Here is a 24,660-nt window from a genome sequence, read left to right on the forward strand (position 1 = left end):
TTGTTGCCACTTCAGTGGAGAATGGAGAGGCCATGCGGCTTCCTCAGTCACGCGTTCTCGTCGTGCTGCTGGTCGTGCTGTCCATGACCGCCGCATTGACGAGTGCCTGTTCGCGCGACAAAGAAGCACCTGTACCGCAGGCGGGTGTCAACGCGGGTCCCGACGGCAAGCCTGCCCCGTTCAAGGAACCGGTGCGGCTCTCCAGCAAGGACGGGGTGCTCGAGGTGCGGCTCTCGGCGCATCAGGGCGTCGTCAACCTCGACACCGTCAAGGAGCCGGTGACCAACTTCCTGGTGTACGGCTATGACCTCATCAAGGGAACGGCGTCGGACGGATCGACCAAGGGCGACAATCTCTATCCCGCGCCGACGCTGCGCGTGGACCCCGGCGAGAAGCTGATCATCCACTACGACAACGACCTTCAGAATCTGACGATCCCGGATTTCTACGACCCCGCGATGACGCCCAAGGGCGGCGAGGTGCCGCTGTATCCGCCCCAACTCACCGAAGCGCCGCTGAACCTGCACACCCACGGCTTGCACGTGAGTCCGTCGGGCAACGCCGACAACGTGCTGCTGTCGATTCCCGCGGGGATGGGCAACACCTACTCGTATGACGTGCCAACGAACATGCCGAACGGCCTGTACTGGTACCACAGCCACCGTCACACGATGACGTCGCAACAGACCTACGCGGGATTGGCGGGTCTGTTGGAAATCGGCCGCCCCGACGGCAATCTGCCGATGGTCACGCAGAACAACATCCCTATTCGCAACATGGCGATCCAGTACAACTACGTGTTCGACCGCAAGGGCAACGGCCATCAGCTCAACAACTACAGCTGGCCGCAGTGGGTGAGCACCCTCAAACCGCCCGAGGGATCCGAGCTTGCCGACGGCACCTATCAGCCGAGCCTGGCTCCGGTGAACATCGCCGACACCACCATGGGTTCGCAGTATCTGACGCCGTGGTGGTCGGGACCGCTGTCGCCGCTCAACAACCGCGGCCAGACGCAGTTCATCCCCTCGAACCTGATGAGCTTCGACAGCCCGACGACGAAGATCGACGAGGATCCCACGCTGCCGGAGAACCAGCGCGACGTCCAGTTCACGGTCAACGGCCAGTTCCAGCCTGAGCTGAAGATCAAGCCCGGCCAGACGGAGATCTGGGTGGTGGCCAACATCAGTGACATCGCATATATGACAGTCAGATTGACCGAGACGGCGACCGGTAACCATCCGAAGTTCGCGATCGTCGGCCAGGACGGCAATCCCTACACGCAGGTGGGCCGGCCGGTCTACGGCGACGGAACGACGCTGAGTGTGCCGCCCGGGTCGCGTTACGCCATCGCGGTGACGATGCCGAAGGAAGGCGATCTCGTCCTCGAGTTCCCGCCGGACCCCAAGGCAAAGCCGATCGTGAATCCCGGTGTGTTGTATACCAACAACGGCACCAAGAACACGCCCGCGGTGCTCGGCACCCTCACGGTGGATCCGAAGTTCGTCAGCTTCGCCGACGGGTTCTTCTTGTTCCCCACCCAAACCCTGATCCGCGCCACGCCGGACACCAGCGGCGAAGGACAGACCACGGCGTTCGAGCAGGGCCAGAACCTCGACGCGTACACGTCGTTCGTCGACACATCGGTGATGACACCCGACGTGACCCGGGAGATGACGATCACCGACACCATCGGCGGCGGACTCGCGAGCAACAACGACCCCAAGGCCGTCATCTACATGTTCGAGCCCAGTGGGTTCCCGAACACCACGCTGATCCAGCCACGGCTCAATTCGGTTGAGGAGTGGAAGATCATCAACATGAACAACGATGCGCATCCGATGCACATCCACGTCAACGACTTTCAGGTGATGGAGATCGACGACCCGCACCGAGGTAAGACGGGTGTGGAACCGTGGGGGCTCGACAACGTCAACGTTCCCGCGCCGATCTTCAACGATATGCACGTCGTGAGCACCCCGGCGACGCTGACCCTTCGCCAGGAATTCGTGGAGTACGCGGGCGCCTATGTGATCCACTGCCATCGGCTCAACCATGAAGACAACGGGCTGATGGCGACCATCAACGTGATTCCCGAAGTGTCGACGTACGCCGTGGCGGTACCGGGATCGGGCGGAAAGCCTGCCTCAGTTCAGGTTCGAGATGGTGACGGTGACGAAGTGGTGCAGACCGTGGTGCCGTTCCCCGACTTCGAGGGCACCCCGTCGGTGGCGATGGCCGACGTGAACGGAGACATGATCCTCGATCTGCTCGTCGGCACGGGCAAGGGGCCCACTGCCGAGGTCGTCGCATACGACGGTAACGACACGAATCTGGGACTGTTCAAATCGGAGATCATCCGGTTCGAGCCGTTTGGCTCCGACTTCACCGGCGGAGCGACGGTGGCCGGCGCCGACATCGACGGAAACGCGATGGCCGACAACATCATCGTGGGTACCGGACCGGGAACGGAGTCACAGGTCAAGGTGTTCTCGTCGACGCTGCCGTCCGAGGCGGGTAAAGCGCCCGACGTGTTCTCCACGTTCACGCCGTACCCCGGATCACAAGCCGGTGTCACGTTGGCCACCGGGCTGGTCGAATTCGAGTCAGGGCGCGAGAGCATCGTGACCGCACCAGGCCCCGGCGAACCGCCGCTGATCAAGACGTTCCGGTGGGATCTCTACAAGCCGACCGCGCGTGCCCAGGCCAATGGCACGGCGACACAGGAACATTCGGGTAAGCCGAGCGACCCAAGGATGACATCGCAGTTCATGGCGTACGACGAAAACTATAAGGACGGCGTCGCGGTGTCCGCAGGATGGGTCGCCGGCGGCGAAGGTGGCGCGATGAGCATCATCACCAGCCAGCTCGCCGACAAGGGCACCGTCCGCGTGTGGTCGTCGGGTTCGAAGCTCGACGGACAACCGAAGATGTACCTGGAAAGTCCGAACCACCATGCGGACAACGTCGAGTACGACGAGATCGCCTCGTTCGCACCGTTCGGCGGGGCCACCGCGGGAGCCACGATTGCGACGACCAGCACCGTGTACGGAGCCGATCTGCTGGTGGCCGGGATGACACCCGGCGGGCCGGAGGTCCGCAAGTACTCATTTGATCGCTCGGCGCCCGACGCGACCACCCTGGTACCGAAATTGCTGACCACGCTTCCGCGGATGGCGGCCGGGCCGACACCGCCGTTGGCCGGCCGCTAGGGGAGCTGCCAGAAGACCCGCGTCACGAGATAGAAGAGCACGGTCCAGAAGGTCAGCGCCACAGCGGCGATACCGATACCGCGCCAATTCGTCTTCGCGGCAGGAACTCCCGGTGGAGGCTGCATCCACTGCTTGAGTAGCGGATTGACGTAGTAGGGCATCGTCACGAAGCTCATCAAGAGGCTGGACAGCAGGTTGCCGATCAGCAGGCCCAGCCATAGCGGCATGTGCAGCGGCGACAGTGCCAAGGTGAGGATCACAACCGTCGGGTACAGCCCCACCCACACCGCGATCGACGTCTTGAGTTCCGAAGGCGGGGGAGTGTCGGACCGTTGGTCGTCGAAGGCGAACCAGCTGCCGAACGAGTTGTCGATCGTGCGGGCATGATAGTCCGCGAACCTCGCACCCTCGGCGAGAAGCTGTTTGCGTTCGTCTGACACCAACCAACGGTCGAGATCGTCTGCGCTCTGATAACGATACAGCGCCGTCCACTCCTCCTGGACGCCCTCGACGGGTCGGAACAGCTCGGATCCTCGGAATCCCGGAAAGCTGCTCTCCGCCACCCGAAGCCGCTCTTGCCAGGCGAGAAACTCGTCGACATGGGCAGGGTCGACGCGATGAGTCACCACCACGGTCACCAGCGGGTCCGACTGCCGTGCGGCGCCGCCGATGACCTGTTGTGTGCCTGGGCCGTCGAAGTACTGCTGCGCTTTGGTGAGCAGTTCCTGACGGGTAGCGCTGTTGAGCCAGGCCTGAACATGCGCGATGGAGTCGAAGCGGTAGACGATCACCCAGTCATGCTGCAGTTCGGTGGGATGGTTGATCTCGGCGCCAATGAAGCCGGGGTATTTGGCGGCCTCACGGTTCATGTTCAACTGCCACGCCTCGAACGCCTGCTCCTGTCCCTCCCGAATACGCTGACCGATGATGACCGTCGCTGCAGTGTCGGTGGTGGCGCCTGTCGTGTCCATATGCTGCCAATCAGGTTGCGGGCGTGAGGCTGTGCTCGTTGAGGCGGGCGTAGATGCGTTCCGGTGTGAACGGCAACTCCCGATACCGAACCCCGGTGGCGTCGTGCAGCGCGTTCGCAAGTGCGGGGGCCACCGGGTTGACGTTCGACTCGGCGATGCCCTTCGACTTCATCGGGCCGACCGAGTCATGGGTTTCGACGAGGAGGACCTCGGTGCGCGGCACGTCGGCGTAGGTGGGGATGCGGTAGTTGCGCAGGTTGGGATTGACCATCACCCCGTTGGCGTCGAGGCGGAAGTTCTCGGTGAGTGCGAAGCCGATCGCCTGTGCGACCCCGCCCTCGATCTGGCCGCGCACCTGCTGCGGGTTGATCACGACACCGGGGTCGGTGGCATGCACGCTGTACAGGATGCGGATCTCGCCGGTGATGCGGTGCACGGCGATCCGGAAGCCGTGCGCGTTGGAGGTCACGCTGCGCGGTGAACCATAAGCCTTGCGCGCCACGGTGAACCGCGTGCCGCGTGCCCGAGCGGCCTCCAATACCTGCGCCAGCGTCAACCGGATATCGGCGCACTGCACTCCGTCGTCATCCATCGCGCACGCCGCGACATCGACGCCGGTGTGCCGCGCGGCGAAGTGCAGAATGCTGTCCCGCAGTGCGGTCGCGGCCTTCTGCACGGCGTTGCCGGAGACGAAGAGGCCTGCGCTCGCGAACGCGCCGGTGTCGAATCCCGTCCGGTCGGTGTCCGACTGGACGAGGTGAACACGTGTTGGTGTAGTACCCAGTACGCTTGCCGCGATCTGGACGTGTGCCGTCGATGTGCCCTCACCGAATTCGACTGTTCCCACCGCGATCTCGTAGCTGCCGTCATCGCGCAGGGTGGCCCACGCCTCGGACACATGGTCGGTGGGCGGAGCGGTCTCGTGGATGGAACTCGCGGTGCCTGTGCCGACCGACCACTCGGGTCCCAGGTCCTGCTCGGCCGGCCGGTTGCGCAGCGCGTCGTCGACCATGTCGATGCAGGCGGTCAGGCCGTCCTCGGTGAACGTCACATCCTCGGGGTGTTCACCGATGGCCACCAGCGCGTCGCCGGGTGCTATGACGTTGCGGCGGCGCAACTCCATCGGGTCGAGGTCGAGGGCGAGCGCGAGTTCGGTCATCGCCGACTCCACCGCGAAGGTCGGCTGGGTCATGCCGTAGCCCCGTATCGCCCCGCTGGGCACCGTGTTGGTGTACACCGAGTAGCCGTCGAATCTCTTGTTTGGGCAACGGTATTGCATGATCGCGGCGCCTCCGGCGAACAGCGTCTCACCGCCGTGGTTGCCGTAGGCGCCGGTGTTGGCCACGTTGCGGAATTGAAACGCGGTCAACGTGCCGTCGGCCTTCGCGCCGAGCTTCACGGTGACCTTCATCGGGTGCCGCGGCGAGGCCGTCGTGAACTCCTCCGCCCTGGTGTATTCCCAGCAGACGGGCCGACCGGTGTCCAATGCCGCCAGTGCCACCAGGTCTTCGGCGATGACTTCCTGCTTGCCGCCGAACCCGCCGCCGACCCGCATGCAGAACACCCGCAGCTGATCAGGCCGAAGGCTGAACAGATGGGAGAGTTTGAGTTTGGCGACCGAGGGCGACTGCGAACTGGTTCGCACGTGCAACCGGCCCTCCTCCATCCACGCGATCGACCCGTGCGTCTCGAGGTGGGCGTGCTGGACGCGCGGCGTGTAGTACGTGCCCTCGTGGATCACATCGGCTTCGGCGAATCCGGCGCCGACATCACCCACCTCGCCGTGCAGTTCGAGCAGGATGTTGCGCTCCTTGTCGTGCGGGAACGGGTCGTCATAGCTGTGCAGTTGCGGCGCCCCGTCGGCCATCGCCTCCTCGGGGTCGAAGACCGCTGGCAGGATCTCGTATTCCACGGCGACCTTGCGACAACCTTCTTCGGCGGCGGCCACCGAGTCGGCGACGACGGCCACCACCCGCTGACCCGCGAACCGCATGACGTTGTCCAGCATGTAGGTGTCGTCCGGATCCACCAGATGGTCGGTGTGAATCGCTGTGCTGTACCGCTTTCTGGGCACGTCCTCCCACGTGTACACGCGGTGCACGCCCGGCACCGCGAGGGCAGCCGATTTGTCGATGGACACGACGCGTGCGTGCGCGTGCGGCGAATGCAGCACCTTGAGGTGCAGCATGGCGGGCACTTCGGTGTCCATGGTGAACTCGACGGTCCCGGTCACGACCCCGGCCGCCGCGGGCGCGGCGACACTCGCGCCGACGGCCTCACCGGGGGCGGCGTCCTCGACGGCCCGAACGCCGTGCACGGCGTCCTCGATGGCGCGATATCCGGTGCAGCGGCAGAGGTTTCCCTTCAGCGCCCGAGGAAGGTCCTGCTTCTGCTCATCGGTCAGCGCCGCCGACGTCATGATCATCCCCGCGGTGCAGAAGCCGCATTGAAAGCCAGGCGCTTCGAGGAACTGTTTCTGCATCGGATGCAGATCGTCCGGCGTGCCCAGGCCCTCGATGGTGGTGACCTCGCGGCCTTCGGCGCGGAAGGCCGGCGTGATGCAGCTGTGCACCGGATCCCCGTCGAGCCACACCGTACAGGCACCGCAATCACCTGCGTCACAACCCTTTTTGACGCCGTGACAGCCCAGCGAGCGGACAAAGGTGCGCAGACACTGACCCGGCGCCGGCTCCTCGTCGAAGGTCTTACCGTTCACGGTGTAGGTCATGCCGCCAGCTCCGCCCGAATCTGTTCTGCGTAGTACAGGGCAAGATGGCGTCGGTGACCGGGACTGCCGTTGGGATCGTCGAACCACAGTTCGTCGGGCAGTTCGCCGATGCGGCCCGCCAGCGCATCGGCGTCGGGCGCCGAATCGAAGGCCAGCCGAACAGGACGCGTCGTGCCCGCGGTGATGGTCAGCAGGAGGTCGTCGGCGTCCTGGCCCTGTGTGGCGATCATGAAGATCGTCGAGCGGCCGAGCTTGGTGAGGGTGAAGCGTCTGTGCGCGTGCCGTTTCCGCAACGCGGACGCAGGGATGTCGATCTTTCTCAGTACCTCGCCCGGTCTGAGGATGTTGGCGTTGTTTCCGGTGACGAAATCCGCTGCGTCGACGACGCGCTCGGATCCGTCGGGTGAGCGGAGGGTGTAGGTGGCCTCGAGGGCCACCGTCATGGTGATCATCGGACCCGCGGGCAGCGACATGCAGATGTTGCCCCCGACCGTCGCGGTGTTCCACACCTTGAACGACGACAGGAACGCTTCGCAGCTGATGGTGAACAGCGGGGCCGCGGTCCAGTCGGCGGGCGGGGCGAATGCGTAGAGGTCGCGGATCGTGCACATCGCGCCGATCTCGAGCCCGGATTCACTGGCCGACAAGGTGTCCCAGCCCAGCGGCATCAGGTCGATGAGCCGCCGTAGATGTGGTTGCTGGTCCGAGAACAGCCACGTGCCGCCCGCGAGAAACGCGTCGCCATCGCGCCATTGCGCCCCCGGTGGGTCCGCAGGCTGCCTGACCACCTCGGTGACGGTGTTGAGGTCCATCTTTTCCCCCTTTGGGGATCAGGGTTTTCGCGCGTCGCGGCCACCTGGGCCACCTGAGCCTAGGCCAACTAGGCAATTGTCGCCGAGTAGCTAGATAGTCCGGGCGCGGCTGTAGCGGCAGGCTTTCCACTCGGTGCTCTCGCGGACGAAGTCGACCTCCACGATCGTGGGGTCGGCCTGGTTGGCGGCGGCGAACCGGACGTTGGCGATCGCACTGGACGGCGGATCGCCCGCGACGTCCACCGATATGACGGTGATGCGGGTCGGCCCGTCGGCCTTCCTGCTGTGGTACCAGCCCGCCTCGAAACCGGGGGCCCGGCGCATTGCGGCACACAGGTGTGAGGCGAAGGCGCCGAAGTCCGCGCCGTTGTACGAGGCGTTCATACCGTCGAGCACGGCGCGCACCTGGTCCTCGTCGGTGGACGCGTGCGCAGGGACGGCTGACAGGATCATCAGCGCCGCCGCGACGGACGGCAGGACCGCATGCCGCATTCGTCCAGCGTGACGGACGACGACGGCGCCGATGGGTACGCGTGGACGGCGTGTTGCCCAAATAAGTTAAAGTTGAGCGGAACAGACTCAATCTTGACGGCGTTGAACAACCCGACAAGCATTTCAAGGGTCGTTCGTGCGGCCCTCTGTACACACGGAAGGGGAGGTGTCGTGGACTCGTTCAATCCGACGACCAAGACCCAGGCGGCCCTGACTTCGGCGCTGCAGGCGGCCACTGCCGCAGGCAACCCGCAGATCACGCCCGCCCATTTGTTGATGGCACTGCTCACTCAGAACGATGGCATTGCCGCACCTCTGCTGGAGGCCGTCGGTGTCGAGCCCGCGACAGTGCGCGCCGAGACACAGCGGCTGCTCGACCGGTTGCCCAGCGCAACCGGGTCGAACGCGCAGCCGCAGCTGGCGCCCCAGTCGATCGCTGCGATCACCGCGGCCACCAACCTGGCCACCGAGATGGACGACGAGTACGTCTCGACCGAGCACCTGCTCGTCGGCCTCGCCACCGGCGACTCGGACACCGCCAAGCTGCTCACCGGCCACGGTGCGTCGCCGCAGGCGCTGCGCGAGGCGTTCGTCAAGGTGCGTGGCAGCGCCCGCGTCACCAGCCCGGACCCGGAGGGCACCTACCAGGCGCTGGAGAAGTACTCCACCGACCTGACCGCGCGCGCCCGCGAAGGCAAGCTCGACCCGGTCATCGGCCGGGACAACGAGATCCGGCGCGTCGTGCAGGTGCTGTCCCGTCGCACCAAGAACAACCCGGTGCTCATCGGTGAGCCCGGTGTCGGTAAGACGGCGATCGTCGAGGGCCTGGCCCAGCGCATCGTCGCCGGCGACGTGCCGGAGAGCCTGCGCGACAAGACCGTCGTCTCACTGGATCTCGGTTCGATGGTTGCCGGGTCGAAGTACCGCGGTGAGTTCGAGGAACGGCTCAAGGCCGTGCTCGACGACATCAAGAACTCGGCCGGTCAGATCATCACGTTCATCGACGAGCTCCACACCATCGTGGGTGCGGGCGCCACCGGCGAAGGGTCGATGGACGCGGGCAACATGATCAAGCCGATGCTGGCTCGCGGCGAGCTGCGCCTTGTCGGTGCCACCACGCTCGACGAGTACCGCAAGTACATCGAGAAGGACGCCGCGTTGGAGCGCCGCTTCCAGCAAGTGTTCGTCGGTGAGCCGTCGGTCGAGGACACCGTCGGCATCCTGCGCGGGCTCAAGGACCGCTACGAGGTGCACCACGGTGTGCGCATCACCGACTCGGCGCTGGTCGCGGCCGCGACGCTGTCCGACCGCTACATCACCAGCCGCTTCCTGCCGGACAAGGCCATCGACCTCGTCGATGAGGCCGCGTCCCGGCTGCGGATGGAGATCGACTCCCGGCCCGTCGAGATCGACGAGGTCGAGCGCCTGGTGCGCCGGCTGGAGATCGAGGAGATGGCGCTGGCCAAAGAAGAAGACGAGGCCAGCAAGGAGCGGTTGGAGAAGCTGCGCGCCGAACTCGCGGACTACAAGGAGAAGCTGTCCGAACTGACCACCCGGTGGCAGAACGAGAAGAACGCCATCGACGTCGTCCGCGAACTGAAGGAACAGCTCGAGACGCTGCGTGGTGAGGCCGACCGGGCCGAGCGCGACGGCGACCTGGCCAAGGCGTCCGAACTTCGGTATGGGCGGATCCCCGAGGTCGAGAAGAAGCTCGACGCCGCCATCCCGCAGGCCGAGGCCCGCGAGGACGTGATGCTCAAGGAGGAGGTCGGGCCCGACGACATCGCGGACGTGGTGTCGGCGTGGACCGGTATCCCGGCGGGCCGGATGCTCGAGGGTGAGACGGCCAAGCTGCTGCGCATGGAGGACGAGCTCGGCAAGCGCGTCGTCGGCCAGAAGAAGGCCGTCCAGGCCGTCTCCGATGCGGTTCGCAGAAGCCGTGCCGGTGTCGCCGACCCGAATCGGCCGACCGGGTCGTTCATGTTCCTCGGCCCGACCGGTGTCGGTAAGACGGAGCTCGCAAAGGCGTTGGCGGAGTTCCTGTTCGACGACGAACGGGCGATGGTCCGTATCGACATGAGCGAGTACGGCGAGAAGCACTCGGTGGCCCGCCTTGTCGGTGCGCCTCCCGGCTACATCGGCTACGACCAGGGCGGTCAGCTGACCGAGGCGGTGCGGCGGCGTCCGTACACGGTGATCCTGTTCGACGAGATCGAGAAGGCGCACCCGGACGTGTTCGACGTGCTGCTGCAGGTACTCGACGAGGGCCGGTTGACCGACGGCCAGGGCCGCACGGTCGACTTCCGCAACACGATCCTGATCCTGACGTCCAACCTGGGTGCCGGTGGCTCCGAGGAGCAGGTGATGGCCGCGGTGCGGGCGGCGTTCAAGCCCGAGTTCATCAACCGGCTCGACGACGTGATCATCTTCGACGGGCTGGAGCCCGGCGAGTTGGTCCAGATCGTCGACATCCAGTTGGAGCAGCTGCAGAAGCGGCTGGCGCAGCGTCGCCTCACCCTCGAGGTGTCGCTGCCGGCCAAGCAGTGGCTGGCCCAGCGTGGTTTCGATCCGCTCTATGGGGCGCGGCCGCTGCGGCGGCTGATCCAGCAGGCGATCGGCGACCAGCTGGCCAAGTTGCTGCTGGCCGGTGAGGTGCACGACGGCGACGTCGTGCCGGTGAACGTCAGCGCGGACGGCGACTCGCTGGTTTTGGGTTAACAGCGATTTCGGCGTGCTCGGTCACGTTTAGCGTGACTGAGCACGCCGAAGTCGCAAGATAGGGGTGTGATCACACCCGTTTCCGGTACCCCCAACCTGCTCCTCGGCGCCTACGACCTGGCCACGCTGGGTTACGGCGCCGAGGAGTTCTTCGTCTCAGGCACCGCAGAGTCGTATGCGTCCGACGACACGGCGGACTACACCACCCGCATCGTGGTGCTGCAGCCGATCGATAGCACGGCGTTCAACGGAACCGTCATCGTCGAATGGCTCAACGTCAGCGGCGGGATGGATGCACCGGCGGTGTGGTCCATGGCGCATCGTGAGATCGCCCGCTCGAGTTATGCGTACGTCGGGGTGTCGGCCCAGCACGTCGGCATCGAGGGCGGCACGAGTCTGGTCGGTATCGACATGTCGCTGAAAACCCAGAACGCCGAACGTTATTCGCAGCTGCACCATCCGGGAGACGCATTCTCCTATGACATCTACACCCAGGTCGGACGCCTGATCCGCGGCGGCGCCGTCGACGGGCTCAGTCCGGAAACCGTGCTGGGGGTGGGCGAGTCGCAGTCCGCTGCGTTCCTGTCGACCTACATCAACGTGGTCGATCCGGAAGCCGCCACGTACGACGGGTTCCTCGTGCACTCCCGATTCGGCAATACCGCGCCGCTCGACGGTGTGAGCCTTTTCGAAGAGCACGAATCCACCATGGAGGCTGTCCCGTTTCGGTCCGACCCCCGCGTTCCTGTCCTGGCGTTCATCACCGAGACCGACCTGATCGGCGGCTTCCGGGTCGGGTATCACGCTGTGCGGCAACCGGATAGCGACCGACTGCGGACGTGGGAGTTACCCGGTGCGGCGCACGCCGACAACTACACGATCATCGGGGGTTTCATGGACAGCGGCTCCGTACCGCTGGCCGACCTCGCGGCGACATACACGCCGACCAACGAGCTCATGGGCGAGAAGCTCTCGTACCAGATCAACTTCGGGCCCCAACACCACTACGTCCTGCAGGCCGCCGTCGCGCACCTCAACGACTGGGTGCGCACCGGTAAACCCGCGCCCGCGGCCCCGCCGATCGCGTTGACCGGGTCCGAACCCGTGGTGCCCGAACTCGACGCCAATGGCCTCGCCGTGGGTGGTGTCCGCACGCCCTGGGTGGACGTGCCGACCGCGCGGCTTTCCGGCCTCGCCCCGAACGAGAGCCTGATGTCGTTCATCTTCGGCTCGGGCGAGGTGTTCGACGCCGACACCCTGAGCAGGCTTTATCCCGGCGGTAAGGCCGACTACCTGGAACGTTTCACCGCGGCCCTCGACGAAACGATCGAGGCGGGCTTCATCCTGGCGGCGGACCGCGTCGAGATCCTCGAACTGGCCGAGGCGACCTACCCGGCCTGACCCAGGCGGCCTGACCCCGGGCATCGAAACTGCGGGCAGATCGGGATTTCGCGCCAGTACGCGATCTGTCCGCAGTTTCGGCGGACTCGGGGCTGACAGGACGCTGTGACGCGGCTGTGATCCCCTCGAGTTCGGATTTGAGGGCTACCTGCAAGTAGGCTAGGACGCAATGGTCCCGCTTTGGTTCACGCTGTCCGCGCTCTGTTTCGTGGGTGCGGCGGTTCTTCTATATGTCGACATCGACCGTCGACGTGGGCTGGGACGTCGCCGCAAGTCGTGGGCCAAGTCCCACGGGTTCGACTACGAGCACGAATCGCGTGACATCGTGTCGCGCTGGAAGCGTGGCGTCATGTCGACGGTCGGCGACGTCACCGCCAAGAACGTGGTGCTCGGGCAGATCCGCGGCGAGGCGGTCTTCATCTTCGACCTCGAGGACGTGGCGACCGTCATCGCCCTGCACCGCAAGGTCGGCACCAACGTCGTCGTCGACCTGCGCCTCAAGGGAATCAAAGAGCCGCGCGAGAACGACATCTGGCTGCTCGGCGCCATCGGCCCGCGCATGGTGTACTCGACCAACCTCGACGCGGCGCGGCGCGCGTGCGACCGGCGGATGGTGACGTTCGCCCACACCGCGCCGGATTGCGCGGAGATCATGTGGAACGAGCAGCACTGGACGCTGGTGTCGATGCCGGTCACCAGCACGCGGGCGCAGTGGGATGAGGGTCTGCGTACCGTGCGCCAGTTCAACGACCTGTTGCGGGTGCTGCCGCCGACACCACAGGCCTCCGCCGGCCAGGGCGTCGTGCGCCGCAGCGGATCGCCCAGCCGTCCGATCCAGCCGGCACCGCCGCGTGCCGAAGCCCCCGCCGGCCGCACCGGCGGCACCAACGTCCAGGCACCGCCGCGCCCCGAACCGCACGGCCGTCCCGCGGCGCCGCCCCCGCCGCCGCAGGCGCGCAATGGACGGCAGTCACCGCACTATCAGCGGTAAGTACTCTCTACGGCATGGCACGCCCTGTCGCACTGATCACCGGACCGACATCTGGGCTGGGCGCAGGATTCGCCCGCAGGTACGCCGTCGACGGCTATGACCTCGTGCTGGTCGCGCGCGATGCCGAGCGGCTCGAGCGGCTCGCCGCCGAACTGCACGACGAGGCGGGTGCGAACGTCGAGGTGTTGGTCGCCGATCTCGCTGAGGCCTCCGACCGCGCGAAGGTCGCCGATCGCCTCGCCGCCGGCGTGCGGGTGCTGGTCAACAACGCCGGGTTCGCGACCTCCGGTGAGTTCTGGACATCGGATTTCGCAGTCCTGCAGTCACAACTGGACGTCAACGTCACGGCGGTCATGCAGCTGACGCACGCGGCCCTGCCGCCGATGATCGCCGCGGGCGAAGGCACCATCATCAATGTTGCGAGCGTCGCCGGACTGCTGCCGGGTCGAGGCTCGACCTACTCGGCGTCCAAGGCGTGGGTCGTCTCCTTCTCCGAGGGATTGGCCAACGGTCTCGACGGCACCGGCGTCGGTGTGCATGCGCTGTGCCCGGGCTTCATCCACACCGAATTCCACGAGCGGGCGGGCATCGACATGGCGGGCACACCGTCGATCCTCTGGCTGGAGGTCGACGAGGTCGTTCGCGAGACGATGGCCGACGTCGCACGGGACAAGGTCGTAATCGTGCCCGGCCTGCAGTACAAGGCGCTCACCACCGGCGGCCGCATGGTCCCGCGAAACCTGGTGCGGGCCGTCACGAAAGTCGTCGGCCGCGGCCGCGACAGAACCTGAGTCGCACCTGACGTGTCCGTCCGTTCGGTCCTTGCGGCCCTCACCGCGGTCGTCCTGGCGGCCTCGGCCTGCTCCGGCGACGACGACACCGGCGACATCTACGCCGCGCAGACCGTCGCGATCGGGGAATCACTGGCGATTCTGGGCTGGAACATGTCGGTGTCGAACATGCGGTTCGACGGCGACTACGTCCTGGTCGACGTCGATGCGTCGCCGTCGGGGGACGGTACCAACGCCGATCCGAAGAACCTGCGCTTCGGGCTGTACGGCGCGTTGGCGCACCCGCTCGAGGCCCCCGCGATCGGCGGCTGCCGTGACGTGACCGACCTGGATGTGCAGCCGCTGTCGTCGTCGACACCCGACCGGTTGTCCGGCACGGTGTGCCTGGGGCCGCAGCGCGATCAGACCCAGGTGCGCGGGGTGTACGTGTACTCGACCGCAGACCGGATGCCCGGCACGACGACCGCCTTCCCCGCGGCGTTTCCTGTCGGGCTGCCGCTGACCACCAACGACGACACCGGGCTCACCCTCAAGACCACCAGCGTCGACGCTTTCCGCGAGGACGGCACGATGCTCGACGCCGCCGACCTCGGCGACGTGAATGCGTTCACCGGCGGCGGCTACATGCTGCTGGGTCTCGAGATCACCGGCCCGGCAACGCAATATCGCGATGCGGCACAGCGTCGCGGCGGACCCACGATGGTGCTGATGTCCCCGACGCTGCCGGTGCCGGGGCTGAGCCACCAATGCGACGTCTACGGCGCCTCGGTGTTGGTGCTGCCCGAACGCAGCCGTGGCGCCGTGCAGGTGCGCGTCTCCCTGTGCACGCAGGGCGAGATCAACGAGGCGCTGCTCTACCCGACGTTGTCATTGGTCGGCACCCACGCGGCGTTGTGGACGACCGATGAGTGACGCGGGCCCGACCGAATGGGGCGAGGCCCCCGGCGTCGGTCCGTGGCAGGGACCGCTGCCCGACGATCCGCGCTACGACCCGGTGCTGCTCCGCGACGGTGACACCCGGAATGTCGTTGACGCGTACCGCTATTGGACGCGCGAGGCCATCGTCGCCGACATCGACAAGCGCAGGCATCCGCTGCACATCGCGATCGAGAACTTCGGCAACGACGCCAACATCGGCGCCGTTGTCCGCACGGCCAACGCCTTCGCGGTGGACACCGTCCACATTGTCGGACGGCGCCGCTGGAACCGTCGTGGCGCGATGGTCACCGACCGCTACCAACGGCTGCGGCATCACGACACCACCGCCGAGTTGCTGGAGTTCGCCGCCGACGCGGGGCTGACGGTCGTCGCCGTCGACAACGTGCCCGGCGCCGCCCGCCTCGAGTCGACGCCCCTGCCCCGCGAGTGCCTGTTGATCTTCGGCCAGGAGGGGCCCGGCATCACCGACGAGGCCAGGGCCGGTGCCGCCATGACGGTGTCGATCGCCCAATTCGGCTCGACCCGCAGCATCAACGCCGGCGTCGCGGCCGGCATCGCGATGCATGCCTGGATCGTTCGACATGGGGACATTTCGGCGGCCTGGTAGGGCAGGATCGATCCCATGGATCAGCTATGGGCCAATCGCGCCGGCACTGCCGAGGCGGCGATCACCAAGCGCCATCTGAAGAAGCTCTGGGCCATACCGGGAACCCAGCTCGGTGTCGTCGCCTGGCCCTCTGAACGCAAGTACCGGATGTTCGGCACCTGGCACTACTGGTGGCAGGCCCATCTGCTGGACTGCCTCGTCGACGCCCAGCTGCGCGACCCGCAGCCCGCCCGGAAGGTCAAGATCGCCCGGCAGATTCGGGGGCACCGGTTCCGCAACAACCTGCGCTGGACCAACGACTACTACGACGACATGGCGTGGCTGGCGCTGGCCCTCGAGCGCGCCGGTCGACTCGCGGGTGTCGAGCGAGCCAAGGCGCTCGACACGCTGGCCGAACAGTTCCTCACCGCATGGGTGCCCGAAGACGGCGGCGGCATTCCGTGGCGTAAGCAGGACCAGTTCTTCAACGCCCCCGCGAACGGTCCCGCGGCCATCTTCCTGGCGCGCCACGACCGGCTGCGGCGGGCTCAGCAGATGTCGGACTGGCTCGACGAAACACTGATCGATCCCGAGACCCATCTGGTGTTCGACGGGATCAAGGGCGGGTCGCTGGTACGGGCGCAATACACCTATTGTCAGGGAGTGGTGCTTGGCCTGGAAACCGAACTCGCACAGCGCACCGACGACCCCGACCACGCCAAGCGGGTGCACCGCCTCGTCGCCGCGGTGCGCGACCACATGGCGCCCGACGGCATCATCAAAGGTGCGGGCGGCGGCGACGGCGGACTGTTCAACGGCATCCTGGCGCGGTATCTGGCGCTGGTGGCCACCTCGCTGCCCCAGAACGACTCTGACGACGAGGCCGCCCGCGACACCGCACGCAAGCTGGTGCTGACCTCCGCCGAGGCGGCATGGGAGAACCGGCAGACCGTCGAGGACCTACCGCTGTTTCCCGCGTTTTGGGACCGTATCGCCGAGATCCCCACTGCCGCAGGCAAGAAGGCCGAATTCGTCGAAGGCGCCGTCAACGCATCCGAAATTCCCGAACGCGACCTGTCCGTGCAGTTGTCGGGCTGGATGCTGATGGAAGCAGCCCACGCGGTATCCGACACGTGACAACCGAGCCCACACCGCGAATCGTTCGCCTCTCCGCGCCGCAGTACCTCAAGGCGATGAAGCCTGGCGAAAACGCAGCTGCGGCGTTGCTTCTCGCCTTCACGCTGATCGCCATCCTGTGGGCGAATTCACCGTGGTCACAAACCTATTGGGCGCTTCTGGACACCCATGTGGGAGTCGCCCTAGGCGAACGTCACTTCGACATGACCGTCAAGCACCTGATCAACGACGGCTTGATGACGTTCTTCTTCTTCATCGTCGGACTCGAGGTGACGCGGGAGTTCAAGATCGGCGAGCTGACCGATCGGTCCAGGGCGGCAGTACCCGTCGTCGCGGCGTTCGCGGGCCTCGCGGTCCCCGCCGTCATCTTCCTGCTGCTCAACCCGTCCGGGGAGAACGTCCAGGCCTGGGGTGTGGTGATCTCCACCGACACCGCCTTCCTCGTCGGTGCGCTCGCGATCATCAAGCCGAAATTCCCTGGCCGCCTACGGATCTTCCTGCTGACGCTCGCGGTGGTCGACGACGTCGGCGCGCTGATCGTGATCGCGGTCTTCTACTCCGACGCGCTGCAGGTGGTGCCGCTGATCGTGTCGGCGGTGCTGCTCGTCGTGATCGCGCTGGTGCGGTTTCTGCCCGCCGCACGCGGTCCCGCCTACGCGGTGCTCGGCTTCGCACTGTGGATCGCGCTGTACCTGGCGGGTATTCATCCGACCCTCGCCGGTGTCGCGCTCGCGCTGCTCATTCCGGTGTTCGCCCCTGAGCGCAGGCAGGTCGAAGACGCTGTCGATGTGATCAGAGCGTTTCGGCAGTCGCCGAACTCGCAGTATGCACGGACGGCCACTCGCCGTCTGCGCCAGTCGATTTCCATCAACGAGCGCTTGCAGACCGATGTCGGGCCGTATGTGTCGTTCCTCGTGTTGCCGCTGTTCGCGTTGGTCAACGCCGGGGTTCGACTCGATTCGGCGAGCCTGAATGCGGCGGTTCGCTCGCCGCTGACGTGGGGCATCGTCGCCGGCTTGGTGCTCGGGAAGTTCGTCGGGATCACCGGGGCGACCTGGTTCATGAGCCGCACCGGGCTGGGGCAGCTGGCACCCGGTCTTCGACTGCGCCGCGTTGCCGGCGGCGCGGCACTGTCCGGAATCGGTTTCACCATTTCGCTTTTCATCGTCGACATCGCGATCAGTGAACCGGCCCGGCAGGACCAGGCACGCATCGGCGTCATCGCCGCATCGCTCATCGCATTCGTCGCCGGCTGGGCGATTTTCCACATCACCGATCTGGTCAGTCCGCCCGAACCCATCGGGATGAAGCTCATCCGGCCCATCGATCCCGAACGCGACCACATCAAGGGCAACCCCAACGCTCAGCTCACGTTGGTCGAGTACGGCGATTACGAATGCCCCTTCTGCGGCCGTGCCACCGGCGGAATCGATGAGGTAGGAGCTTATTTCGGCGACGAGCTCTGTTATGTGTGGCGGCACCTGCCGCTGGAACGGGTGCATCCCCGTTCCTTCGACGCGGCGCGCGCCGCCGAGGCCGCCGGCCTGCAGGGCAAGTACTTCGAAATGGGTGCGCAGTTGTTCGCCCACCAGGACGATCTCGAGTGGTCCGATATCTACCGGTACGCCAACGCCATTGGACTGGATCTCGAACAGTTCGATCAGGACGTGCGCGTGCATCCGTCGAAGGTGCTGCACCGTGTTCAGGACGACGCGCAGGACGCCGAGGCGATGGACCTGAACTCGACGCCGACGTTCTTCGTCAACGGCAAGCGGCACAAGGGCCCGTGGGATTCGGCAAGTCTGATCAGGGCACTAGAGGAGGGACGTTCCTAGCTCCAGAGCGTCACATGGATCTTGGGACGGAACCGGGTCACGCCCACTCCGGCGCCACGGATCATGGCCTGGGTGCATCGGGGCGTGGTGATGAAGCGCACCAGTTCGGAGACCGCAGGCTGGCGGGCCGGAGGCGCCAGGGTGAGAGCACACCACTCGCCGGGTACCTGCAGTCCGTCACCTTTAACGTGGACAAGTCGACCCGCCGCGAGATCCTTATTGACCGCGAATCCGATCGCCAGCGTGACGCCGCCGACTCTTCGCACCTCTTCCAGTGCGGCGGCATCGCTCTGGAAGATCCGCTGCGCGGACTCCGGAATCGCCAAATCTTTCAGCATCGAAGCGATCTCGCCGTCAGCGCTTCCCGCCGAGGGGCCGAGCATCCACTTCTGTTCGTGCAGCATCGGCCGCGACGGCCCCGATGCCTGCGCGGATGCCAGCGGACTGTCGGGCACTGTCACGGTGAGGATTTGGTAATTCAGAAACGGCCGCACGACTATCGCGTCGTCCGAACCGCCGTCGGTGGCTGCAGGTCCGAGTGCGATGTCGACCGCGCGCGAGGTGATCAGTTCCCGGAATCTGCTCGCCGGGTGAACGCTCAGCTCGACCGACAAATCCTTGGCACGCGACGAGAACAACTCGATCAGCCCTGGCGCTGCATGCTCGGCGAAGCCGCTCGATGCAGCAATGCGCAACAGGCGCCGACCATGCGCTGCCTCGGTGACCTCGATTGCCGTTTGCTGTTGCAGGCCGAGGATCTCGACGGCGCGGCTGGCCAGCCGCAATCCACCCGGTGTGAATGCGAGGCCGGCAGCAGTCCGGGAGAACAGCGGGTCGTCGAGCTCCTTGCGCAGCTGTGCGACGTGCATCGAGATCCCGGCGTCGGACATGCCGAGTTCCTCCGCGGCCGCCCGTACCGAACCCAGGCGGACGACGGCCGAAAAGGCCCGAAGCTGAGCCGGTGTCACGAATCGAGCTTACGTTGGGCATACATTGGGCAGTGTGCGAGACGTCTTGGGCGATCTCCTGAGAGTATGGCGAACTGGCGGTACAGCCGGCGTCGGCACAGTGGTGCGCACATTTCGCTCGGCACCGCGGCCACCCGGTGCTGCCATGGTGGTGGCGCCGGACGGGACGGTCAGCGGTTCGGTCTCCGGCGGCTGTGTGGAGGGCGCCGTTTACGAGCTGGCCGCCGAGGTGATCCAGACCGGCATTCCGGTACTCGAGCGGTACGGCGTCAGCGATGACGACGCGTTCGCGGTAGGTCTCACGTGTGGCGGCATCCTCGATGTCTTTGTGGAGCCGATCTCGCGTACGACGTTTCCACAACTCGACACGGTGGCCGAAGACATCGAGAGCCATCGTCCGGCCGCCATCGCCACCGTGATCGCGCACCCAGATCCGCGCCGGGTCGGCGGCCGGATCGTCGTGCGGCCGGAGGCGGTCGAGGGATCTCTGGGCTCGAAACGCGCCGATGCCGCCGTCACCGACGATGCACGCGGATTTCTCGCGAACGGACGGGACGGTGTGCTGACGTACGGGCCCGACGGACAGCGCCGCGGCGAGGGCATGGAGGTGTTCATCGCCAGCTTCGCTCCGCGGCCGCGAATGCTGGTTTTCGGTGCCATCGACTTTGCCGCCGCCGTCGCGCGGCAGGGGTCGTTTCTGGGCTATCACGTCACCGTTTGCGACGCTCGGCCGATGTTCGCGACCAGGACCAGATTCCCTACCGCGGACGAGGTGGTCGTCGACTGGCCGCACCGCTATCTGGCGGCGCAGGTCGACACCGGAACAATCGACCGTCACACGGTGATCTGTGTGCTGACCCACGATCCGAAGTTCGATGTGCCGTTGCTGGAGGTCGCACTGCGGCTGCCGGATGTTGCGTACATCGGCGCGATGGGGTCGCGTCGCACCCATGCTGACCGTCTTGCACGCCTGCGGGAGGCGGGGCTGGCCGAGTCGGAACTGGCCCGGCTGGCCAGTCCGATCGGACTCGACCTCGGCGCACGAACACCGGCGGAAACCGCGGTGTCGATCGCCGCGGAGATCGTCGCCCGGCGGTGGGGCGGCGGTGGACGCCCGCTGGGTGACATCCAGGGGCGAATCCACCATGAGCAGGGGTTTGACGATGGCGAAGGCGGTCCTGACGGCGATGCGGACACCGAGTTAAGCGATTCCTTAACCGGCTATTGACGGTGCCGCAAGGACGGCTGACACTGGCAATCTCAGCCCATCCTGTGAGGTGAGTCACATGCAGGTTCCCGGACCTTTTGAGTACGAACGCGCCACCAGCGTCGACCACGCGATTGGGCTTCTCGACCGGCTCGGTGATGCGGCGAAGATCGTGGCAGGCGGCCACAGCCTGCTGCCGATGATGAAGCTGCGCATCGCCAACCCGGAGTATCTGGTCGATATCAACGATCTGGTCGGCGAGCTCGGGTACATCGTGATCCAGGGCGGAGGGCAGACCGGGGCCCGTGCGCGCATCGGGGCGATGACCCGGCATCGGGAAGCTCTCGACTCGGACGAGTTGGCCGCCGTGTGCCCGATCTTCCGTGACGCCGAGCGGGTGATCGCCGATCCCGTCGTGCGCAATCGCGGGACGGTGGGCGGATCGCTGTGTCAGGCTGACCCGGCCGAAGACCTCACGACGGTATGCACTGTGCTGAACGCCCTGTGCGTAGCTCGCGGCCCGTCAGGGGAGCGACAGATTCCAATCGACGAGTTCCTCGTGGGCCCGTATGAGACATCACTCGCGCCCAACGAGATTCTCGTCGAGGTACAGATCCCGTTGCAGCAGAACACTTCCAGTGCTTATACCAAAGTGGAGCGCCGCGTGGGTGACTGGGCTGTTGTAGCGGCAGGCGCGGCGGTGACTCTGGACGGCGAAACTGTTGCGGCGGCCCGGGTGGGCCTGACGGCCGTCAACGCCGACGCGGATGCGTTGGCCGCGGTCTGTCAGGACCTTGTTGGTAGGCCCGCCACCGAAGAGAGTTTCGCCGACGTCGGCCGTGGTGCCGCATTGGCCTGTGAGCCGACCACCGACATGCGGGGCAGTGCGGAGTACAAGCGCCATCTCGCATCCGAACTGACGATCCGGACTCTCCGCACCGCCGTCGAGCGGGTGCGCAACGCGTCGACAGCCGGAGGGAACTAGGCCATGCAGGTAACGATGACGGTCAACGGTGAGAAAGTGACCGCAGAAGTCGAACCCCGCACGCTGCTCGTGCACTTCTTGCGGGATCAGTTGCGGCTCACCGGCACTCACTGGGGATGCGATACCAGCAACTGCGGTACGTGTGTGGTGGAGATGGATGGCGAGCCGGTGAAGTCCTGCACGGTGCTCGCGGCAATGGCGAACGGCCGGAGCATCGGCACCGTGGAGGGTATGGCCGTCAACGGTGAACTCGACCCTGTGCAGGAGGGTTTCATGCAGTGTCACGGGTTGCAATGTGGTTTCTGCACCCCGGGAATGATGATCACCGCCCGGGCCCTTCTCGACCGCGTTCCCGACCCCGACGAGGACACCATCCGCGAGGCCATCTCTGGCCAGATCTGCCGCTGCACCGGCTATACGACGATTGTGCGTTCCATCCAGTGGGCCGCAGAAGCGCGCCGCGCTGCGCGCGAGGAGGTGTCCAACGCATGACCGCGACAGAAGTACGCCTCGAAGAGCAGGCTGTCGACAACGACCAGAAGCCATGCGGGCACGGCCGGATGCTACGCAAGGAGGATCCGCGCTTCATCCGCGGCCGCGGTAACTACGTCGACGATGTGCAGTTGCCGGGGATGCTCCACCTTGCGATCCTGCGCTCCCCGTACGCGCACGCCCGCATCTCCAGCGTCGATACCAGTGCGGCACAGGCACATCCGAAGGTCAAGGCGGTGGTCACCGGCGCCGACCTGGCGGAAAAGGGCCTGGCGTGGATGCCAACCCTATCCAACGATGTACAGGCGGTGCTCGCTACTGACAAGGTTCGATTCCAGGGTCAGGAGGTGGCGTTCGTCGTCGCCGAGGACCGTTACTCGGCCCGGGATGCTTTGGAACTGATCGACATCGAATACGAGCCATTGGACCCCGTCATCGACGCGCGCAAAGCCCTCGACCCCGATGCGCCGGTGATTCGCACCGATCTGGATGGCAAAGCCGACAACCACTGCTTCGACTGGGAGACCGGTGACGCAGCGGCCACCGAGGCCGCGTTCGCCAAGGCAGATGTCGTCGTCAAGCAGGAGATCGTCTATCCGCGTGTGCATCCTGCGCCGATGGAAACCTGTGGCGCCGTTGCCGATCTGGATCCGGTGACCGGCAAGCTGACGCTTTGGTCGACCACGCAGGCTCCCCACGCGCACCGCACCCTGTACGCATTGGTAGCCGGCCTGCCCGAACACAAGATCCGGGTGATCTCACCCGATATCGGCGGCGGGTTCGGCAACAAGGTGCCGATCTACCCCGGGTATGTGTGCGCGATCGTCGGATCGCTCCTGCTCGGTAAACCGGTCAAATGGATGGAGGACCGCAGCGAGAACCTCACGTCCACCGGATTCGCCCGCGACTACATCATGGTCGGCGAGATCGCCGCCACGTCCGACGGCAGGATCCTGGCGATCCGTTCGAACGTGTTGGCCGACCACGGCGCATTCAACGGCACCGCCGCGCCGGTCAAGTACCCGGCCGGCTTCTTCGGGGTGTTCACCGGCAGTTACGACATCGAGGCGGCGTACTGTCACATGACGGCGGTGTACACGAACAAGGCGCCCGGCGGGGTTGCGTATGCCTGCTCGTTCCGCATCACCGAAGCGGTCTATTTCGTCGAACGGCTGGTGGACTGCCTGGCCTTCGAATTGAAGGTGGATCCCGCTGAGCTCAGGTTGCGAAACCTGTTGAAACCAGACCAGTTTCCCTACAAGTCCAAGACCGGCTGGGTGTACGACTCGGGCGACTACGAGAAGACCATGCGACTGGCCATGGACATGATCGGCTACGACGCGCTCCGCGAGGAGCAGAAGCGAAAAAGAGAAAACGGCGAGTTGATGGGCATCGGCATGTCGTTCTTCACCGAAGCCGTCGGCGCCGGTCCACGAAAGGACATGGACATCCTCGGCCTCGGCATGGCCGACGGCTGTGAGCTGCGGGTGCACCCGACGGGCAAAGCTGTGGTGCGGCTATCGGTTCAGAGTCAGGGACAGGGTCACGAGACGACGTTCGCCCAGATCGTCGCCGAGGAACTCGGCATTCCACCGGACGACATCGACGTCGTGCACGGCGACACAGACCAGACGCCGTTCGGGCTGGGTACCTACGGCAGTCGCTCCACGCCTGTATCGGGGGCGGCGGCCGCGCTGGTGGCGCGCAAGGTCAGGGACAAGGCCAAGATAATCGCCGCTGGCATGCTGGAGGCCTCGATCGCCGACCTGGAGTGGACCAAGGGGTCTTTCCGTGTCAAGGGTGATCCGTCGGCATCGGTGACGATCGCCGACATCGCGATGCGCGCCCACGGTGCGGGCGATCTGCCTGACGGTTTGGAGGGTGGGCTGGACGCCCAGATCTGCTACAACCCGGAGAATCTCACCTATCCGTACGGTGCGTACTTCTGTGTCGTCGACATCGACCCGGGAACCGCGGTGGTCAAGGTGCGGCGGTTCTTGGCAGTCGACGACTGCGGCACCCGCATCAATCCGATGATCATCGAGGGCCAGGTGCACGGCGGCATCACCGACGGTATCGGGATGGCGTTGATGGAGTTCATCGCCTTCGACGAGGAAGGCAACTGCCTGGGTGGTTCGCTGATGGACTATCTGATCCCGACCGCGATGGAGGTACCGCACTTCGAGACGGGATTCACCGTGACACCGTCGCCGCACCATCCCATCGGAGCCAAAGGAGTTGGTGAATCCGCCACTGTCGGATCACCTCCCGCGGTCGTCAACGCGGTGGTAGATGCGCTGGCGCCGTTCGGAGTTCGGCATGCCGACATGCCACTGACCCCGTCGCGGGTGTGGGAAGCAATGCAGGGCAGAGCGACCCCCCCGATCTGATAGGAGCG

Annotated in this window: 18 protein-coding genes; 13 read left to right on the plus strand and 5 right to left on the minus strand. The window is 65.8% G+C overall.

Translation table 11 applies throughout. The features are described from left to right. The first annotated feature begins 32 nt into the window (after positions 1-32). Positions 33-3,209 carry a multicopper oxidase family protein gene (locus H7J93_RS22295; RefSeq protein ID WP_267308477.1) on the plus strand — a complete coding sequence of 1,059 codons (3,177 nt, stop codon included), beginning with the start codon at positions 33-35 and terminating at the stop codon, positions 3,207-3,209. Here the strand turns inward: H7J93_RS22295 and H7J93_RS22300 are convergent. The 4 genes from H7J93_RS22300 to H7J93_RS22315 form a co-directional block, all read right to left on the minus strand. After that, complete coding sequence (locus H7J93_RS22300; RefSeq protein WP_267308478.1) at positions 3,206-4,180, minus strand: antibiotic biosynthesis monooxygenase; 975 nt, start codon at positions 4,178-4,180, stop codon at positions 3,206-3,208. The two genes, H7J93_RS22295 and H7J93_RS22300, sit on opposite strands and share 4 nt — an antisense overlap. Positions 4,181-4,190: 10 nt before the next feature. After that, entirely contained in the window at positions 4,191-6,908 is a 2,718-nt protein-coding gene (locus H7J93_RS22305; protein WP_267308479.1) for a molybdopterin-dependent oxidoreductase, read from the minus strand. Then, positions 6,905-7,720, minus strand: coding sequence for an FAD binding domain-containing protein (locus H7J93_RS22310; protein ID WP_267308480.1), 816 nt, complete (start codon positions 7,718-7,720; stop codon positions 6,905-6,907). The genes H7J93_RS22305 and H7J93_RS22310 overlap by 4 nt, the downstream gene beginning before the upstream one ends. 90 nt (positions 7,721-7,810) lie before the next feature. Further along, on the minus strand, positions 7,811-8,212 hold the full coding sequence (locus H7J93_RS22315; RefSeq protein ID WP_267308481.1) for an Rv0361 family membrane protein: 402 nt from the start codon (positions 8,210-8,212) through the stop codon (positions 7,811-7,813). A gap of 171 nt (positions 8,213-8,383) precedes the next feature. Between H7J93_RS22315 and clpB the strand changes: the two genes are divergently transcribed. The 8 genes from clpB (at position 8,384) to nhaA (ending at position 18,610) form a co-directional block, all read left to right on the plus strand. Continuing rightward, positions 8,384-10,930 (plus strand): ATP-dependent chaperone ClpB, encoded by a 2,547-nt coding sequence (clpB, locus tag H7J93_RS22320; RefSeq protein WP_267308482.1) that lies wholly within the window; start codon positions 8,384-8,386, stop codon positions 10,928-10,930. Between the two features lie 66 nt (positions 10,931-10,996). Continuing rightward, entirely contained in the window at positions 10,997-12,331 is a 1,335-nt protein-coding gene (locus H7J93_RS22325; RefSeq protein WP_267308483.1) for an alpha/beta hydrolase domain-containing protein, read from the plus strand. Between the two features lie 169 nt (positions 12,332-12,500). Then, entirely contained in the window at positions 12,501-13,322 is an 822-nt protein-coding gene (gene ttfA, locus H7J93_RS22330) for a trehalose monomycolate transport factor TtfA (protein ID WP_267308484.1), read from the plus strand. A gap of 14 nt (positions 13,323-13,336) precedes the next feature. Then, positions 13,337-14,113 carry an SDR family NAD(P)-dependent oxidoreductase gene (locus tag H7J93_RS22335; protein WP_267308485.1) on the plus strand — a complete coding sequence of 259 codons (777 nt, stop codon included), beginning with the start codon at positions 13,337-13,339 and terminating at the stop codon, positions 14,111-14,113. A 12-nt stretch (positions 14,114-14,125) separates the two neighbouring features. Then, the gene (locus H7J93_RS22340) at positions 14,126-15,025 is read left to right on the plus strand and encodes a hypothetical protein (protein ID WP_267308486.1); all 900 of its coding nucleotides are present in this window, start codon (positions 14,126-14,128) and stop codon (positions 15,023-15,025) included. Then, on the plus strand, positions 15,018-15,659 hold the full coding sequence (locus H7J93_RS22345; protein ID WP_267308487.1) for a TrmH family RNA methyltransferase: 642 nt from the start codon (positions 15,018-15,020) through the stop codon (positions 15,657-15,659). The genes H7J93_RS22340 and H7J93_RS22345 overlap by 8 nt, the downstream gene beginning before the upstream one ends. Before the next feature lie 15 nt (positions 15,660-15,674). Beyond that, on the plus strand, positions 15,675-16,775 hold the full coding sequence (locus H7J93_RS22350; protein ID WP_267308488.1) for a glycoside hydrolase family 76 protein: 1,101 nt from the start codon (positions 15,675-15,677) through the stop codon (positions 16,773-16,775). A gap of 56 nt (positions 16,776-16,831) precedes the next feature. Beyond that, on the plus strand, positions 16,832-18,610 hold the full coding sequence (gene nhaA, locus H7J93_RS22355; protein ID WP_267308522.1) for a Na+/H+ antiporter NhaA: 1,779 nt from the start codon (positions 16,832-16,834) through the stop codon (positions 18,608-18,610). Here nhaA and H7J93_RS22360 read toward each other — a convergent pair. Beyond that, a complete protein-coding gene (locus H7J93_RS22360; protein ID WP_267308489.1) occupies positions 18,607-19,578 on the minus strand; it encodes a LysR family transcriptional regulator in 972 nt (323 codons plus the stop codon). The two genes, nhaA and H7J93_RS22360, sit on opposite strands and share 4 nt — an antisense overlap. 34 nt (positions 19,579-19,612) lie before the next feature. Here H7J93_RS22360 and H7J93_RS22365 point away from each other — a divergent pair, with 34 nt between their 5' ends. The 4 genes from H7J93_RS22365 to H7J93_RS22380 are packed head-to-tail and all read left to right on the plus strand — an operon-like array spanning position 19,613 to position 24,652. Then, positions 19,613-20,806 carry an XdhC family protein gene (locus tag H7J93_RS22365; RefSeq protein ID WP_267308490.1) on the plus strand — a complete coding sequence of 398 codons (1,194 nt, stop codon included), beginning with the start codon at positions 19,613-19,615 and terminating at the stop codon, positions 20,804-20,806. 58 nt (positions 20,807-20,864) lie between these two features. Further along, positions 20,865-21,770 (plus strand): FAD binding domain-containing protein, encoded by a 906-nt coding sequence (locus H7J93_RS22370; RefSeq protein WP_267308491.1) that lies wholly within the window; start codon positions 20,865-20,867, stop codon positions 21,768-21,770. 3 nt (positions 21,771-21,773) lie between these two features. Further along, positions 21,774-22,262 carry a (2Fe-2S)-binding protein gene (locus H7J93_RS22375; RefSeq protein WP_267308492.1) on the plus strand — a complete coding sequence of 163 codons (489 nt, stop codon included), beginning with the start codon at positions 21,774-21,776 and terminating at the stop codon, positions 22,260-22,262. Then, positions 22,259-24,652 carry an aerobic carbon-monoxide dehydrogenase large subunit gene (locus H7J93_RS22380; protein WP_267308493.1) on the plus strand — a complete coding sequence of 798 codons (2,394 nt, stop codon included), beginning with the start codon at positions 22,259-22,261 and terminating at the stop codon, positions 24,650-24,652. Before H7J93_RS22375 ends, H7J93_RS22380 begins: the two co-directional genes overlap by 4 nt. Positions 24,653-24,660 lie beyond the last annotated feature (8 nt).

The organism is Mycobacterium barrassiae, assembly GCF_025822765.1.
GTDB lineage: Bacteria > Actinomycetota > Actinomycetes > Mycobacteriales > Mycobacteriaceae > Mycobacterium > Mycobacterium barrassiae.